The sequence below is a fragment of the Corynebacterium sp. LaCa_70 genome, from assembly GCF_058182015.1.
Genome location: NZ_CP190914.1, coordinates 1,125,303 through 1,142,035, shown reverse-complemented (window position 1 = coordinate 1,142,035; position 16,733 = coordinate 1,125,303). Strand labels below are relative to the sequence as shown.

Annotated in this window: 12 protein-coding genes and 3 rRNA genes; 4 read left to right on the top strand and 11 right to left on the bottom strand. The window is 54.2% G+C overall.

The genetic code is table 11. The features are described 5' to 3' along the window. Positions 1-54: 54 nt before the first annotated feature. Genes recN through ACP8MI_RS05145 form a run of 6 tightly spaced genes read right to left on the bottom strand, consistent with a single transcriptional unit; the run spans position 55 to position 5,761 of the window. On the bottom strand, positions 55-1,785 hold the full coding sequence (gene recN / locus ACP8MI_RS05170; RefSeq protein WP_490290735.1) for a DNA repair protein RecN: 1,731 nt from the start codon (positions 1,783-1,785) through the stop codon (positions 55-57). Positions 1,786-1,793: 8 nt separating this feature from the next. Next, positions 1,794-2,816 carry an NAD kinase gene (locus ACP8MI_RS05165; protein WP_018119489.1) on the bottom strand — a complete coding sequence of 341 codons (1,023 nt, stop codon included), beginning with the start codon at positions 2,814-2,816 and terminating at the stop codon, positions 1,794-1,796. Further along, positions 2,813-3,649: a TlyA family RNA methyltransferase gene (locus ACP8MI_RS05160; RefSeq protein ID WP_018119488.1), complete on the bottom strand. Its 837-nt coding sequence runs from the start codon at positions 3,647-3,649 to the stop codon at positions 2,813-2,815. Before ACP8MI_RS05160 ends, ACP8MI_RS05165 begins: the two co-directional genes overlap by 4 nt. Before the next feature lie 58 nt (positions 3,650-3,707). After that, positions 3,708-3,875 (bottom strand): hypothetical protein, encoded by a 168-nt coding sequence (locus tag ACP8MI_RS05155; RefSeq protein ID WP_018119487.1) that lies wholly within the window; start codon positions 3,873-3,875, stop codon positions 3,708-3,710. A 3-nt stretch (positions 3,876-3,878) separates the two neighbouring features. Then, a complete protein-coding gene (locus ACP8MI_RS05150) occupies positions 3,879-4,931 on the bottom strand; it encodes an HAD-IIA family hydrolase (protein ID WP_490290734.1) in 1,053 nt (350 codons plus the stop codon). Next, positions 4,928-5,761 (bottom strand): hypothetical protein, encoded by an 834-nt coding sequence (locus tag ACP8MI_RS05145; protein ID WP_490290733.1) that lies wholly within the window; start codon positions 5,759-5,761, stop codon positions 4,928-4,930. The genes ACP8MI_RS05150 and ACP8MI_RS05145 overlap by 4 nt, the downstream gene beginning before the upstream one ends. Positions 5,762-6,156: 395 nt before the next feature. Here ACP8MI_RS05145 and ACP8MI_RS05140 point away from each other — a divergent pair, with 395 nt between their 5' ends. The 3 genes from ACP8MI_RS05140 to ACP8MI_RS05130 all read left to right on the top strand — a co-directional run bounded on the left by ACP8MI_RS05140 (position 6,157) and on the right by ACP8MI_RS05130 (position 9,256). Then, on the top strand, positions 6,157-6,660 hold the full coding sequence (locus ACP8MI_RS05140; protein WP_018119484.1) for a thermonuclease family protein: 504 nt from the start codon (positions 6,157-6,159) through the stop codon (positions 6,658-6,660). 80 nt (positions 6,661-6,740) lie between these two features. Further along, positions 6,741-7,871 carry an aminotransferase class I/II-fold pyridoxal phosphate-dependent enzyme gene (locus tag ACP8MI_RS05135; protein WP_018119483.1) on the top strand — a complete coding sequence of 377 codons (1,131 nt, stop codon included), beginning with the start codon at positions 6,741-6,743 and terminating at the stop codon, positions 7,869-7,871. Positions 7,872-8,056: 185 nt separating this feature from the next. Next, positions 8,057-9,256 carry an IS1249 family transposase gene (locus tag ACP8MI_RS05130; RefSeq protein WP_490290732.1) on the top strand — a complete coding sequence of 400 codons (1,200 nt, stop codon included), beginning with the start codon at positions 8,057-8,059 and terminating at the stop codon, positions 9,254-9,256. Between the two features lie 212 nt (positions 9,257-9,468). Here the strand turns inward: ACP8MI_RS05130 and rrf are convergent. The 3 genes from rrf to ACP8MI_RS05115 form a co-directional block, all read right to left on the bottom strand. Continuing rightward, positions 9,469-9,587, bottom strand: a 5S ribosomal RNA gene (rrf, locus tag ACP8MI_RS05125). Between the two features lie 134 nt (positions 9,588-9,721). Beyond that, a 23S ribosomal RNA gene (locus ACP8MI_RS05120) occupies positions 9,722-12,787 on the bottom strand. Between the two features lie 383 nt (positions 12,788-13,170). Beyond that, positions 13,171-14,686: ribosomal RNA gene (locus ACP8MI_RS05115) — 16S ribosomal RNA — on the bottom strand. The 16S, 23S and 5S rRNA genes sit together here, the layout of an rRNA operon. An 85-nt stretch (positions 14,687-14,771) precedes the next feature. On the opposite strand from ACP8MI_RS05115, the gene ACP8MI_RS05110 reads away from it, so the two are divergent. Then, positions 14,772-15,185 carry a hypothetical protein gene (locus ACP8MI_RS05110; protein WP_337891842.1) on the top strand — a complete coding sequence of 138 codons (414 nt, stop codon included), beginning with the start codon at positions 14,772-14,774 and terminating at the stop codon, positions 15,183-15,185. Between the two features lie 80 nt (positions 15,186-15,265). Here the strand turns inward: ACP8MI_RS05110 and tyrS are convergent, their stop codons facing one another. Both tyrS and ACP8MI_RS05100 read right to left on the bottom strand, forming a co-directional pair. Further along, positions 15,266-16,531 (bottom strand): tyrosine--tRNA ligase, encoded by a 1,266-nt coding sequence (gene tyrS / locus ACP8MI_RS05105; protein WP_284589558.1) that lies wholly within the window; start codon positions 16,529-16,531, stop codon positions 15,266-15,268. A gap of 2 nt (positions 16,532-16,533) precedes the next feature. Next, positions 16,534-16,725, bottom strand: coding sequence for a Trm112 family protein (locus ACP8MI_RS05100; RefSeq protein ID WP_201808944.1), 192 nt, complete (start codon positions 16,723-16,725; stop codon positions 16,534-16,536). Between the last annotated feature and the right edge of the window lie 8 nt (positions 16,726-16,733).

Here is a 16,733-nt window from a genome sequence, read left to right as displayed (position 1 = left end):
AGGATATTTAACACGCGTTCAGCCCGGTAGTGGCCAAGGCGCGCCTTAGAGCACTCAGGCTTTCTTCCTTTTGTCTTTACTGGCTTTTTCCAACAGTTCTGCAGCATGGGCGCGCCCGGTCTCCGTGTCATCGAGCCCTGCGAGCATGCGCGCGAGTTCTTCGACCCGCTGCTCGTGGTCGAGCGTCACAACGCCGGAGGTGACACTGTCATCGGTGACTTCCTTCGCGACGTGCAAATGCGTATCTGCATAGGCAGCCACTTGCGGTAAGTGCGTGACGACGATGACCTGGTTATGCACCGCAAGCCTGGCCAGGCGACGGCCAATTTCTACCGCCGCACGGCCACCAACCCCGGCGTCAACCTCGTCGAAGACCATCGTCGCACCTGTAGTTTCTGCAGAAATGATAACCTCCAGCGCCAGCATGACGCGGGATAATTCACCACCAGAGGCGGCCGTCGATAGCGGTTGTGCCTGTGCCGCATCATTGGGTGCAAGCAGCAGCTCAATTTCATCAGCACCGTATTCGCCAGGCGCGATGTCTCGGACTGCAACCTCCAAACGGGCTTTGGGCATCGCCAAACCGCGGATTTCGGCAGTCACTGCTTCCTGCAATTCACCAGCGGCTTTCCGCCTAGCCGTGGACAGTTTCTTCGCTGCCGCGAGCATAGATTTTTCTGCAGCTCGAACTTTTTTCTGTAACTCACCCAACGCTTGCGCAGAGGTATCGATGCTCGCTAGCCGCTGCTCAGCCTCATTGCGCCAGGTGACAACCTCACTGATCGTCGGAGCATACTTGCGAGTCAAAGACTTCAATGCATGCTGGCGCTGCAGCGCAGCTTCGAGTTGATCGGGATCTGCAGGTAGCTCCCCCAAAAAACCGCCAAGCTCTGCAGAAATTTCGCCAAGCTGGGTCGTGATATCACCGAGTTTGTCGGCTAAAGCAGCCAGTTGTGGGTCATCAGAACCGCGCACGGCAGATTCCGCCTGTCCCAGCAAAGTCGAGGCCGGATCAGTTTCGCTAAAGCCGCCATCTCCGCCTGCTGCTTCCGGACCATCAATGGCAGAAAGCGCCGCCATAGCTTGCTCACGCAATGAATCCACGTCTTGTAACCGACGAATACGAGTGATTAATTGTTCATCTTCACCCGCTTCCGGAGATACCTCATCAATCTCGTCGATGGCGAACTGCAGACGGTCTACTTCTTGGGCCAGCTCACGACGTGATTCCGTACGGATTTTCAGATCACGCTGGAGTTTTTTCCATTCCCGATAAAGCAGTTGATAATCGCGCAGCAATGCAGCGTTCTCGGGTGCAAACCGGTCCAGCGCCGCGCGTTGCTCATCGGGAGCCAACAGGCGTAGCTGGTCATTTTGGCCATGAATAGCCAGCACATAGGAAGAAAATTCAGCAAGCTTCGCCGCGGGTACGGAACGCCCGCCCAAATGAGCTTTCGACCGGCCCTGGGCGCTAACGGTGCGCGCGACGATATATTCGCCGTTTTCATCTGCGGATCCCCCTCCCGCTTCGACGATTTCAGCGATGGCGTCTTGTGCGACAGTGCTCAGTTCGTCGGCAAGAAAACTGCCTTCCACGACGGCCTTTTTCGCCCCCGTACGCACGCGCGACGCATCAGCGCGGCTACCTGCGAGCAAGCGAAGACCGGTAACCACCATGGTTTTACCGGCACCAGTTTCACCGGTGAGCACAGTCAACCCAGACGATAATTCCGCAGAGGCATGATGAATCACGCCCAAATCTTCAATGGTGATATCCGCGAGCATAACCTTGGCTACTCGCCTCCCCCTCGTGCTTGTTCTTTGTCGCTGCCATTATTAGCACTGTTCCCGCTGTGCCTCTGGCGCAAACCGCGCGGGCCCCGCCATCCTTCCACCGGCAACCAAAACTTGTTCACCAGACGATCAGTAAACGGTTTATCATCCAAGCGTACCCAACGGATCGGATGCGCGCCGCGGACAACTTCTACCCTCGACCCCGGAGGCATAGTGATCTGACGGTGGCCATCCATGATCACGATTGCTTCCTCAGTTTGCGAGGCTGATTCGACTGCCACCGTCGACGCGGGCGAGACCACCAACGGTTTGGCGAACAAGGCATGTGCGTTATTCGGCACAACCAAAATTGCATCAAGTTCCGGCCATAACACGGGACCACCAGCAGAGAACGAATAAGCCGTCGAACCAGTCGGGGTGGAAATCAGCACCCCATCGCAACCAAAGGAACTCACCGGGCGCCCATCAACTTCCAGGATGGCATCAAGCACACCTCGCCGGTTTTGGCTATGCATACTGACTTCATTCAGTGCCCAGGAGCGGCCTACTTCCATCCCCGTGGCGTCTACCACGACCGTATCGATGGTCATGCGGTCTTCAATGCGGTAATCACGCTTGACGACGCGCTCGATCGCGGTTTCCAGCGATTCTTCTTCCCACTCAGCAAGGAACCCGACATGCCCCATATTCACGCCGAGTACCGGGACATCCACCGCATGGGCGAGATCAGCAGCGCGCAAAAATGTACCATCCCCACCAAGCACGAGTACTAGCTCGCAGCCCCGTGCAGCCTCGGGCTCGGCCTCGACCAGGGGGTACTGAGAAAGATAGTCGTGCTCGGTAATACCATCGGTGCGATCATCCACCACGATGCGCACAGAAATCCCTGCTGCTGCCAACAAACGCACGACACGTTCGGTGGTAGCAACATTACCCATACTGCCGGTATGCGGAACCAACAAGACGACGCGTTCATCGCTGACGCGTTGGTTGCTACCAGCAACCGTATTCAACCTCGTCACTGTGGTCCTTCCTCAACCGCTTTGTGGATAAGCTCGTGCAGCGTGTGCGAAGACGGCATCTGTGCGCCACCGTCTTTCTTCAGCCATAAAAAGTATTCTACGTTTCCACTTGGACCAGGCAGGCGCGAGGCCCCCGCACCGAGCGTCGACAAGCCCAATTGCGCAGCAAACTCCGCGATCTCGCGGGTCACTTCTTCCCGCAACGCAGCACTACGCACCACCCCGCGGTTACCTAGGCGTTGTTTCCCCACCTCAAATTGTGGTTTGACCATTGGTAGCAGGTCGGCGCCGTCGGCCAGTACACCGTTGATAGCCGGTAACACCAAGCGCCAGGAAATAAACGACAAATCGCCCACCATTGCATCACAATAACCATTCGTGTCCTCAGTGGTGACATGGCGCAGATTGGTCCGCTCGCGCACCAGTACCTGAGAGTGGTGCCGCAGCCGTGGAATCAACTGCTGGCGCCCGACGTCGACAGCAACGACTTCACTGGCGCCACGGTGCAGGCACACATCAGTAAAACCGCCGGTGGACGCTCCAGCATCGAGGACCCTCTTTCCAGCAAGGTTCATCCCTTCTGGTTCGAATTGCTCAAGCGCGCCCAGCAATTTATACGCGCCACGTGAAGCCCATTCCCGTTCGCTGCTAGCATTCACGAGCACGTGTGCGTCGTCGGTGACCGGCAACGATGGCTTGCGTGCCACCGAACCATCAACAGTAACCACACCGTCTTTAATCAGTGTGACCGCGTGCTCCCGAGACCGAGCAAGCATCTTCCCCACCAGAAACGCGTCCAGACGCTTCCGGGGTGGGTTGTGGACATGCTGCATCGTTACTCGTTTCTCCTCAGACGGTTACAGACGATTACCTGGCTGGGTTAGTCCCCCGCTATTGTTCCTGCAGCCCACGTTGCAATACCTGGTGCGCACGTTCTAACTGCTCAGCCTCGCCTTCGAGGTCCGTCGCCGGGTGTGCGAAAACCTCGGCTAGCTCGTCGGCAAGCTCTGCCGGTGTCATGGCCGGTGCATTCGGATCGCGCGGTTTGGGGACTGGCATGGACTATCTCCAGTCTGCAACTGCGTGTTCAGCAGCGACCGAACGTGGGTGAATATAACGCGGGGGCTTCGGCATAGCCCACGCAACTTCCAGCACAGTACGCAGCGCGGCCAGGGATACAGCCAGGGACGCGGCAGCCGTATTGTGCTGACTGGTATTGGCCTGAGTGTTATCCACGTGCTCAATTCCGCGCTCCAGCAACACATCGTGGCCGTCACCGCGGGCAGTAAAATCACCCTGCGGCCCGGGAACCAGCTGTTGCGCCGGGGACAAGACGTCGGAAATATCAGCACCGATATAGGTTGGGCGGTGCTCAGGCGGGGCTTCAAGTAATTCGATGGCGCCAGAAACCCCAGTCAAAACATGCAAAGAGTCGAAACCAGCACTATTCGCACCAGCGATATCGGTGTTCAGACGATCGCCAATACACAACGGGTTTTTCGCACCGATTTTCTGCGCAGCCAACTTAAACAACTCTGGCTCAGGTTTTCCTGCTGCACGCGGATAAACATCCGTCGACGCCGTGACCGCAGCAGCAAGCGCGCCATTTCCCAGGCAAAAACCGCGTTCTGTGGGCAAAGAAGTATCCGCATTCGTAACCAAGTAGCGTGCCCCGGCCCGCACGGCAAGCGCTATCTCTGAAAGCTGCGCCCAGCCGTTCTCTGGGTTGTGGCCTTGCACAACAGCTGCGATACCGGAATTCGATGGGTCCTGCCCGGCTGAAGTCACGACTTCATAGCCTGCATTGCGCACGACTTCGTGCAACCACTCTGCCCCCACGACCAGCACGGTCGAGCCAGGACTAGCTTCCTCCGCCAGCACCTCGAGCACCGCATCCCCAGAGTTAAACACCGTGGGCTTCTCGTCCGCGATGCCTAATTTCTGCAATTTTTCCACGACAGCAGAGTGCGGTTTCGAGGCATTATTCGTCACAAACGCCACCGGCACGTCAACGTCGTTGAGCACCGAAATCGCGGCCTCAATAGCAGTATCACCGTTCCAGACCGTGCCATCGAGATCAACTAGTAGGCCGTCATGATTATCTAGTAAGCTCATGAGTTTTTCTGCAACTCCTCCAGGCGAATTTCCGCGTCGGTCCATTCCTCTTCGTCGATGGCAGCGGCGTGCTGGAACCATTCGAGTGCTTCGTCGCGACGCCCTGCTTCGAGCAACGCATTGGCGTAGGCATAGCTCAAACGCACTGCTGCCATACCGCGGTCTGTTTTGTCTGGGTTCGCACGCTGCAGAGTGATCACCGCGCTGTCCGCCTGGTTTTGGTCTAAGTGCGCGCCAGCAGCCACGATGGCAAGCTCGATGACTTCGTCGGCGGGAAGTTGCCGGGCTTCCGGTGAACGAGAAAGCTCGATGGCTTTTTCTGGGCGTCCCAATCCGCGTTCGCAATCGGCCATCACGGCTAATAGTCCCGGCCCTCCGTGCATGCGGCGAGAAGCGCGCAATTCGGACAAAGCTTCTTTCCATTCACCAGCATGATAGGCCGCAATGCCGTTGACCTCGCGTGCCACGGACACCCGGCCAGCGCGATCTTTCGCCGCCCGCGCGTGCCGGAGTGCCAGCTGAGGATCTTCTTCCATCAACGTCGCCGACATGATCATATGCTTGGCGACGGCATCGGCGTTGTCTTTCGACAAGACTTTCAAGTCCTGCAAGACGGTCGGATCTAAGTCGTTTGGATCAATATCGTCCGGCAAATCAGGATCGACAGAGCGCTTATTCAGACGGTCTTCACGGAAACCAGGCTTGTTCGGACCCCGATTCGGTTTCGACGAGCGCTGAGAGCCAAAATTCTTGTCGCCGCGGTTCTGATTGTGAGTGCGCTTTTTGCCTTTGTTGCCTGTTCGCCGTTGCCCGCGCGGGGGTTGATTCATACACGATCCTCTTTCTAATTATTCTGCGCTAGTCCTGCGGCGTTAGTGTCTGCGAACGTTTCACCGCACCGAATATTCTGCGCTGACATCTGTACGGCTTTCTTCTGTACGCCGTTTCACTATGCGAAAATTGTGCCCGTTTGACGCCAGTTTAGCGAACGAAACCCAGCAAAGATAACTGCATATACTCTAGAACAGGAAGATTAGACCAAGCCCACATACTGCGGATCGTTGCCCCGCCTGGTTGCGACGTGCGCAAAAACCATTGGCATAGCGCTGAGACGACGTAAGTCGGAGGCTTCGAACTGTCAGCATTAACGAACACACGAAAGCAAATAGTGTCACTCGGAAAATCCGCTCGCAGGAAATCTACATCGAGCATCGGCCTCATTATTGTGGCGAGTCTCGTTTACGGCGGCTACCAACTGTTGGACGATGACGCCCAAGACGCAAACCACACCAGCGATGATACCCAAATGGCAACCGTCGATCATGTCATCGATGGCGATACCATTCGGGTTTCGAAACCAGGCGAACAAGAAACCACCCGTGTTCGCCTTTTGAATATCGATACCCCGGAAATAGGAAAAGAGTGCTATGCCGAACAGGCACAGCACTTCCTTGAAGAACTCATCCCTGAGGGCACGCGGGTACGGCTCGAGTATGACCAAGAACCAACCGACCATTATGGCCGCGAATTAGCCGGTGTCTATGTCGACGACACGTTAGTGAATAAAGAGGTCGCCGCAGCAGGCCTTGCCGTACCCATCGTTGTGGAACCGAATGACCGCTTTTATCGCGAAATCCAGGAAGCGGTTGCTTCTGCGAAACGAGAGCAGCGCGGAGTGTACGCACCGGATAGCGGTTGCAGTTTTGCCGATTATAAGACCAGAAACTAGCGAATTAACCAACGATCCATGAAAAAGTAGAAGACAAAACGACCCGCAGCCACCACCCCACGGCCATATTGGAGGAAACGATGACTGTACGACGGCTCCAGCAATTCGGCGAGACGATCTTCGCCACCATGACGCAGCTGGCGAATGAGCACGATGCGATCAATCTTGGGCAGGGATTTCCAGATTCTGACGGACCACAGCGAATGCTAGAAATAGCCCAGCAAAATATCGCAGCTGGGAATAATCAGTACGCACCGCTGCGTGGACTACCTGTCCTTGTCGACGCCATCGCAACGAAATATGACGTTCCTACCGACCACGTCGTGGTCACAGCGGGTGCGACCGAGGCAATCAGTGCCACCGTGCTGGGATTAGTGGAACCGGGGCAAGAAGTCATTGTCCTGGAGCCGTATTACGACGCTTATGTTGCCGCAATTGCTCTTGCCGACGCCACCCGGGTGGCGGTCCCGCTCAAGGCCTCAGAAAACACATGGGATATTGATATAGACGCGGTGGCCGAAGCGATCACCGACAAGACCGCGATGATTGTGCTTAATACCCCGCACAACCCGACCGGCGCTGTATTTAGCAGGGAAGCATTAGTCGGCATCGCTGAATTATGCACGAAGAACGACCTGCTGGTTTTGGCTGATGAAGTTTATGAAAATCTGGTATATGACGACGCAGAACACGTGTCTATTGCATCCTTGCCCGGAATGGCAGAACGCACAGTGACGGTCTCGTCTGCGGCTAAGTCTTATAACTGCACTGGTTGGAAAACGGGGTGGGCAATCGCGCAACCACACCGATTGGATGGAGTAATTAAGGCGAAGCAGTTTACGACCTTCGTCTCGACGACACCATTTCAACCAGCGGTAGCGCATGCACTCTTGCACGAAGATGCTTGGCTGGACGGCATGGTCGATGTACTCAATGAGTGTCGAGAAATTCTCGTAGATGGGTTGAAGGCAGCAGGTTTTACGGTCCATGGCACACGGGGGACGTATTACGTAGTAGCGGATATTGCTTCATCTGGAATGAACGGAGAAGAATTCTGTAAGCGTTTGCCTATCGACAAGGGCGTTGCCGCTATTCCGTTGTCAGCGTTTACCGATAACCCGGAGCCCTGGAAATATAAAGTACGCTTCGCTTTTTGTAAACAACCACAAATTATTCGTGAAGCCGTGCGAAGGTTAACTAGCGAAAAATAGGTCACGAGCGCCCCACACAGAATGGGCCTAAACGACAGGATGTGTTGGTGAGGTTGTATGGTTAACCGCTCTGGCGGGTTGTTATTAGGATTATTTCACTTATCTGGAGGGATAAACCGGCCTCGGGCCGGAAATACCGCCAGGGGCGTGCTGGTGTGCTAGTTGCCTAGATTCACGATGGGAGGATGAGTAAGAATCATCCTCGATGTCCCGTCTGTAGCGGGGCGTGTACCAAATACGGAACAACGAGTACCGGTCGCCAACGATGGCGATGCCGCACCTGCAAGGCCACCTTCACCCGCGCTAATGACGACGCAGTACAAGCTAAATGGTTTCGCCTTTTCATCTTGTGGCTTATCTCTGGCCGCAGCCTGGCACAGACAGCTAAAAGTTGTGGAGTTTCACCACGAACTCTGCAACGCCGCTTTAAAACGTTCTGGTTTATCCAACCTCCCCGAAATGTTGATAAGCAGCGAATCTACGATCAAATCTTCATCGACGGCACCTATTTCAACACCAAGTGCCTTGTCGTGGCTGCTGACTCCAGCCATGTCATCAATTGGTTCTGGTGCACGAAGGAATCTTCCTGGTCCTACATGCGCCTGCTGGACGAACTAGCCCCACCACAACTGGTGACCTGTGATGGGGATTCCGGAGGGCTTAAAGCACTACACCGCTTATGGCCTAATACCCCGGTGCAACGTTGCATTGTCCACGTAAAACGCAATATCCAACGCGCCACAGGCCTTCACCCCACCTCGCCGATGGGCAAAGCACTACAACGGCTTTCCTTTGAACTGCTCGCCGCTGACAATCTGGATAAAGCAGCTAAATGGACAGTCAAGCTACACCAATTCGGCACCGTATTTAGCTCCCAGCTCAAAGCCAGGACTTACGTCAAAGACGTGCCCTTCGAGCAGATTCCGAAATCCAAACGCGGCAACAAAAAATGGTGGTACACCCACGATGTTCACCGCGGAATCTACCTACAACTAAAGAAAATGAGCCAACAAGGACACCTCTTTGCCTACCTCACCCAAGCTAAAGAAGGCCAACGTTTAGAACGCACAACCAACAGCCTGGAAGGCGGGGTGAACTCGCAGATCAAGCAATTAATGCACGCCCACCGCGGACTGCGCGACGAGCACCAACGCATCGCCTGCGACTGGTGGCTGTACCTACACACGCAGCTGCCTGACGACCCTGTAGAGATCGCCAGGCAGCAAAACTGGGGCCAAAACGCACTCACCAAAGCACAAACCTTAGCCAGCCAGGAAACACAAGCTACCAGCGGCCATGAGGACGGCCGACCAGTAACCTACGACAGCGCCATTGACACTGCCTACAACCACTCTATCGGAATACGCAAAGGCCACCTACGCTAAAACCCCAACTCCACCAACGCAATCTGTCGTTTAACTCGACACGCCGTAAAACAACACATTTTGTCGTTTAGGCCACAGAATGTCTGTGTGGGGCGCCGGGTTAACTATTTCTAAATACAAGAATGGGCCCGCCGACCGCGGTAACCACCACACACCCACAGGGTGCACACAGTGTAACCACAGCCAACAGGCCCAAACATGAAATTATAAAGTGTCGGCAGCAACCTACTCTCCCACACCCTCCCGAGTGCAGTACCATCAGCGCGACGCAGGCTTAGCTTCCGGGTTCGGAAAGGGACCGGGCGTTTCCCTGCCGCTATAAACCACCGACACAACCAACCAGACAACACAAACAAGCGTTAATCCGTCAACCACACACACCAGTGTGGAGTGTCAAACACTGCATAGTGGACGCAAACAACAAACAATCATTTTCTTTACACGCAACACCAACCAACGATTGGCGTGTTGTAGTAGTTCGGCGAATTAGTACCAGTCACCTCCACGCCTTACAACGCTTCCAGATCTAGCCTATCAACCCCATAATCTCTAGGGCACCTCAAACGAAACCTCATCTCAAAACAGGCTTCCCGCTTAGATGCTTTCAGCGGTTATCCCTTCTACACGTAGCCAACCAGCCATGCCACGGGCGTGACAACTGGCACACTAGAGGTGTATCCATCCCGGTCCTCTCGTACTAGGGACAGCCTTTTTCAAGTTTCTACGCGCGCGGCGGATAGAGACCGAACTGTCTCACGACGTTCTGAACCCAGCTCGCGTGCCGCTTTAATGGGCGAACAGCCCAACCCTTGGGACCTACTCCAGCCCCAGGATGCGACGAGCCGACATCGAGGTGCCAAACCATCCCGTCGATATGGACTCTTGGGGAAGATCAGCCTGTTATCCCCGGGGTACCTTTTATCCGTTGAGCGACACCACATCCACAAGTAGGTGCCGGATCACTAGTCCCGACTTTCGTCCCTGCTCGAGCAGTCACTCTCACAGTCAAGCTTCCTTGTGCACTTACACTCAAAACCTGATTGCCAACCAGGCTGAGGAAACCTTTGGGCGCCTCCGTTACTCTTTAGGAGGCAACCGCCCCAGTTAAACTACCCACCAGGCACTGTCCCCAACCCAGATCATGGGCCAAGGTTCAGGTATCCGATCAAGCCAGAGTGGTATTTCAACAACGACTCCACACACACTAGCGTGCATACTTCACAGTCTCCCACCTATCCTACACAAGCCAAACCGAACACCAATACCAAGCTATAGTGAAGGTCCCGGGGTCTTTTCGTCCTGCCGCGCGTAACGAGCATCTTTACTCGTACTGCAATTTCACCGGGCCTGTGGTTGAGACAGCAGGGGTCTCGTTACGCCATTCGTGCAGGTCGGAACTTACCCGACAAGGAATTTCGCTACCTTAGGATGGTTATAGTTACCACCGCCGTTTACTGGGGCTTAAATTCTCCGCTTCGACCACAAAAGGTCTAACAGGTCCTCTTAACCTTCCAGCACCGGGCAGGCGTCAGTCCATATACATCAACTTCACGTTTTCGCATGGACCTGTGTTTTTGATAAACAGTCGGACCCCTCTATTCTCTGCGGCCCCACCAGCCTATACAACCAGTGAGGCTCCCCTTCTCCCGAAGTTACGGGGACATTTTGCCGAGTTCCTTAACCACAGTTCACCCGAACGCCTTAGTATTCTCAACCTGACTACCTGTGTCGGTTTAGGGTACGGGCCGAATATGCACTCGCTAGAGGCTTTTCTCGACAGCACAAGCACACCACATTCACCCTGTACGGGCTATGCATCACGCCTTAGATACAGCACCCGGATTTACCAATGGCACCAACCTCAACGCTTACACCAACAATCCACTAAGCGGCGTGGCTGCCCTACTGCGTCACCCCATCACTTGGACCACGGATCAGGCCCCACAAACTCAACCTATCAACACACCCAAAAAGGGCATAATCAATAAGTCTCGAACATGGTTAGTATCACTGCTTTACCATTGACGCACACACTCGGGTACCAGAATATCAACTGGTTATCCATCGACTACGCCTGTCGGCCTCGCCTTAGGTCCCGACTCACCCTGGGAAGACGAACTTGACCCAGGAACCCTTAGTCATCCGGCGGTAAGGATTCTCACCTTACAATTCGTTACTCATGCCTGCATTCTCACTCGCACACAATCCACACGTGTTCACACTCATGCTTCACCTCATGCACGACGCTCCCCTACCCAACCATCCATCAAAGATGGTTGCCGCGGCTTCGGCGGTGTACTTGAGCCCCACTACATTATCGGCGCAGAACCACTCGACCAGTGAGCTATTACGCACTCTTTCAAGGATGGCTGCTTCTAAGCCAACCTCCTGGCTGTCATCGCGATCCCACATCCTTTTCCACTTAGTACACCCTTAGGGGCCTTAGCCGGCGATCTGGGCTGTTTCCCTCTCGACTATGAAGCTTATCCCCCACAGTCTCACTGCCGTAGAACACTTACATGGCATTCGGAGTTTGTCTGATGTTGCTAAGATGATAGTCCCGCTCAACCAAACAGTAGCTCTACCTCCACAAAGCTCAACTACGACGCTGCACCTAAATGCATTTCGGGGAGAACCAGCTATCACGGAGTTTGATTGGCCTTTCACCCCTACCCACAGCTCATCCCCGCAGTTTTCAACCTACGTGGGTTCGCGCCTCCACAACCTCTTACAGCTGCTTCACACTGGCCATGGGTAGATCACCCCGCTTCGGGTCCAGGACATGCCACTAACAACACCCAATTAGGATTCGCTTTCGCTACGACTACCCCACACGGGTTAACCTCGCGACATGCCGCTGACTCGCAGGCTCATTCTTCAAAAGGCACGCCATCACACAACAAAAGGTGCTCTGACGGATTGTAAGCACATGGTTTCAGGAACTATTTCACTCCCCTCCCGGGGTACTTTTCACCATTCCCTCACGGTACTATCCGCTATCGGTCACACTAAGTATTTAGGCTTACCGGGTGGTCCCGGCAGATTCACGGCAGATTCCACGAGCCCGCCGCTACTCGGGAAACAATCAACCAACACACACATGCCTTCAGCTACAGGACTCTCACCCACTCCGGTGGGCCATTCCAAACCACTTCACCTAACACGCGCACATCAGCACAACCATGGTAGTAGTCATACAATCGCTCCCAACAACCCCGCACATGCAACCTCTACCAAGTATCACACACATACGGTTTAGCCACCATTCGCTTTCGCTCGCCGCTACTCACGAAATCACATATTGTTTCCTTCTCCTACGGGTACTGAGATGTTTCACTTCCCCGCGTAACCCCCATACTAGCTATATATTCACCAGCAGGTGACTGCGAATAACCACAGCCGGGTTTCCCCATTCGGACATCCTCGGATCAACGCTCGATTGACAACTCCCCGAGGCATAACGCAGCCTTCCACGTCCTTCATCGGCTTAGCATGCCAAGGCATCCACCATGCGCCCTTACAACACACAACAAAATAAACACATAAAGAAAAAATCACAGCACACACAACACAACAACAAAGCTGCATCATGCGTACAGATGCTCGCGTCCACTATACAGTTCTCACACACCACACCAACCACAACCACAAGCAAACGATCAAAGCATTCACCCGCGGTAAATGATGGTCAACGAACAACACACAGTGCTGCCCGAGACACCCAACAACGCGCCAACACACAAACAAACCTTTGATACAAACCCAACCAAGTGTAAAGAAGGATGCACACCCAAAAAAACAAAAAATAATCAGCTGCAACCCACACACCCACATACGGTGCATGAACACAATCACAGCCACACCAACCACCCACAACTGTGGAAGCAGTCAGTGTGATAATAAAAACTCCTTAGAAAGGAGGTGATCCAGCCGCACCTTCCGGTACGGCTACCTTGTTACGACTTCGTCCCAATCGCCGATCCCACCTTCGACGGCTCCCTAAACGAGTTTGAGCCACCGGCTTCGGGTGTTACCAACTTTCATGACGTGACGGGCGGTGTGTACAAGGCCCGGGAACGTATTCACCGCAGCATTGCTGATCTGCGATTACTAGCGACTCCGACTTCATGGGGTCGAGTTGCAGACCCCAATCCGAACTAAGACCAGCTTTAAGCGATTAGCTCACCCTCACAGGCTCGCTGCGCATTGTACCGGCCATTGTAGCATGTGTGAAGCCCTGGACATAAGGGGCATGATGACTTGACGTCGTCCCCACCTTCCTCCGAGTTAACCCCGGCAGTCTCTCATGAGTCCCCACCATAACGTGCTGGCAACATAAGACAAGGGTTGCGCTCGTTGCGGGACTTAACCCAACATCTCACGACACGAGCTGACGACAGCCATGCACCACCTGTACACCAGCCACAAGGGAAACTACATCTCTGCAGCGATCCGGTGTATGTCAAGCCCAGGTAAGGTTCTTCGCGTTGCATCGAATTAATCCACATGCTCCGCCGCTTGTGCGGGCCCCCGTCAATTCCTTTGAGTTTTAGCCTTGCGGCCGTACTCCCCAGGCGGGGCGCTTAATGCGTTAGCTACGGCACAGAAACCCCAAAAGGCCCCTACACCTAGCGCCCACCGTTTACGGCATGGACTACCAGGGTATCTAATCCTGTTTGCTACCCATGCTTTCGCTCCTCAGCGTCAGTAACTGCCCAGTAACCTGCCTTCGCCATCGGTGTTCCTCCTGATATCTGCGCATTTCACCGCTACACCAGGAATTCCAGTTACCCCTACAGTACTCAAGTCAGCCCGTATCGCCTGCACGCCCACAGTTAAGCTGTGGAATTTCACAGACGACGCGACAAACCACCTACGAGCTCTTTACGCCCAGTAATTCCGGACAACGCTTGCACCCTACGTATTACCGCGGCTGCTGGCACGTAGTTAGCCGGTGCTTCTTCTCCAGGTACCGTCACAAAACGCTTCGTCCCTGGCGAAAGGAGTTTACAACCCGAAGGCCGTCATCCCCCACGCGGCGTCGCTGCATCAGGCTTGCGCCCATTGTGCAATATTCCCCACTGCTGCCTCCCGTAGGAGTCTGGGCCGTATCTCAGTCCCAATGTGGCCGACCAACCTCTCAGTCCGGCTACCCGTCGCCGCCTTGGTAGGCCATTACCCCACCAACAAGCTGATAGGCCGCGGGCTCATCCTACACCGAAAAAACTTTCCACCACACACACTAAAGTGCGGTCCTATCCGGTATTAGACCCAGTTTCCCAGGCTTATCCCAGAGTGCAGGGCAGATCACCCACGTGTTACTCACCCGTTCGCCACTCGAGTACCTCCGAAAAGGCCTTTCCGTTCGACTTGCATGTGTTAAGCACGCCGCCAGCGTTCGTCCTGAGCCAGGATCAAACTCTCCATAAAAAATCAGAAAAAGAGTCTGATAACCTAGTCAAAAACTACAAAAGAAAAATCAAAGAGCAACACTTACTCAAAAACGATTAATCAAATGCAGAAAATAAAGGATCCACATCCCACTAATCAAGTAAGTATCAAAAATAATAAGTACATTGACACGCTATTGAGTTCTCACACAACACCACCACCCTGCTACTCAACACTTGTTATCAACCAAGTGCCTTTCAGCAAAGCAGCCAGACCGACTTTACACACCAAGTTACTTGAACACAAACCAGAACATTGTGTCGTTGATCACAACACCGCGAACCAGACTGCCACACAAGCAACCAGCGAAACCCACCCACAACAACCACCAACCACACAGTCAGCAACCACCAAAGGCAAGCATCGGCCCTATAAAATTATTGTCATCCCCGCCAGACAAACAAAGCAGAACAACCACCAGAAACAACATCCTGTGAAGTTATTTTCTCTGTCAGCCCCTCGCGGCGACTTGGATTAATCTACACACGTTATAGATTGTTCACAAATCGCCAGGTTAATGGGCAAAAACTGCGAGTTACAAACGCTCTATAACTCGAGTTAAACGGCTACCTTAGCGCCTGCGAAATTCTTCTTCCCGCGGCGCAGTACTAACCAACTTCCGTGCAATAGATCGTCTGCCGAAGGCTCCCATTCCGCGGATTCGATGCGCTCGTTGTTCACGTAGGCACCTCCCTCTTTGATGGTGCGGCGAGCAGCGCCCTTGGAATCAACCAAACTGGAAGCTACCAAGAGGTCGACGATCGTTCGCGGATCCGCGACGCCAATCTCCGCAACCGTCGTTTCTTGCAACGCCCCCTGCAAGGTGGCCTCATCCAGCTCCGCCAAGTCAGCCCGACCGAACAAAGCTTGCGATGCCAGTTGCACCGCCTCGCGGGCTTTCACACCATGGACCAGATCGGTCATTTCTTCCGCCAAACGTCGCTGGGCAGCCCGCTTGTGCGGTTCTTCTGCTACGGCACGCTCATACGCTGCAATTTCTTCTTGGGAGAGGAACGTAAACATCTTCAGATAACGCACAACGTCGGCATCGCCGGAGTTCACAAAGTACTGATACCACGCGTATGGGCTAGTCTTTTCTGGATCCAGCCACAACTTTCCGCCGCCGGTTGATTTACCGAATTTTTTGCCGTTCGCGTCAGTCACCAATGGCACAGTCAACGCATGGGTTTTAGCACCAGAAACGCGCCGGTTCAGGTCGACGCCAGAGATAATATTTCCCCATTGATCCGAACCACCGATTTGCAAGACCACATCGTGCTCCTTATTCAAGTGCACGAAGTCATTGGCTTGCAGCAGCATATAGGAAAACTCGGTATAGGAAATCCCGTCAGATTCCAGACGACGCTTGACGGTATCGCGATCCAACATTGTGTTCAGGGAAAAGTTTTTCCCGATATCACGCAAGAATTGGACAATAGACATCCCCATCGTCCAATCAGCGTTATTGACCAGGGTGGCGGCATTGTCGCCGGCAAAGTCAATGAACTGGCGCAACTGCTTTTTAATAGCAGCGACATTCGCTTCTAGTTCTTCTTCGCTCAACATGGAGCGCTCCCCCACGTCACGCGGGTCACCAATAAATCCAGTGGCGCCACCAGCCAACGCGAACGGTTTGTGTCCAGCTTCCTGGAAACGACGCAACATAATCATCGGCACCAGGTGCCCAGCATGCAAAGAATCCCCGGTTGGATCGAACCCGCAATACAGCGCGATGGGCTTAGACGTCGCCTCACGCAACTCATCGAGATCAGTCGACTGGTTAATCAGCCCGCGCCACTGCAGCTCATCAACGATATTGTTCATGGTTAGTTCTCTCCTTGGCAATCATTTGACCATTCCATCGCTTCTTCTGCGAGTAAGACAGGCACGCCGTCGTCGATACGGTAGGCAATGCCTTTCCGCTCGTTCACCAGGACGTTGTCGGTTTCGCGATAGCTCAATGGACCCTTGTCTTGTGGACAGGCCAAAATTTCCAATAACCGGGGATCAAGGCTCATGCGGCTAG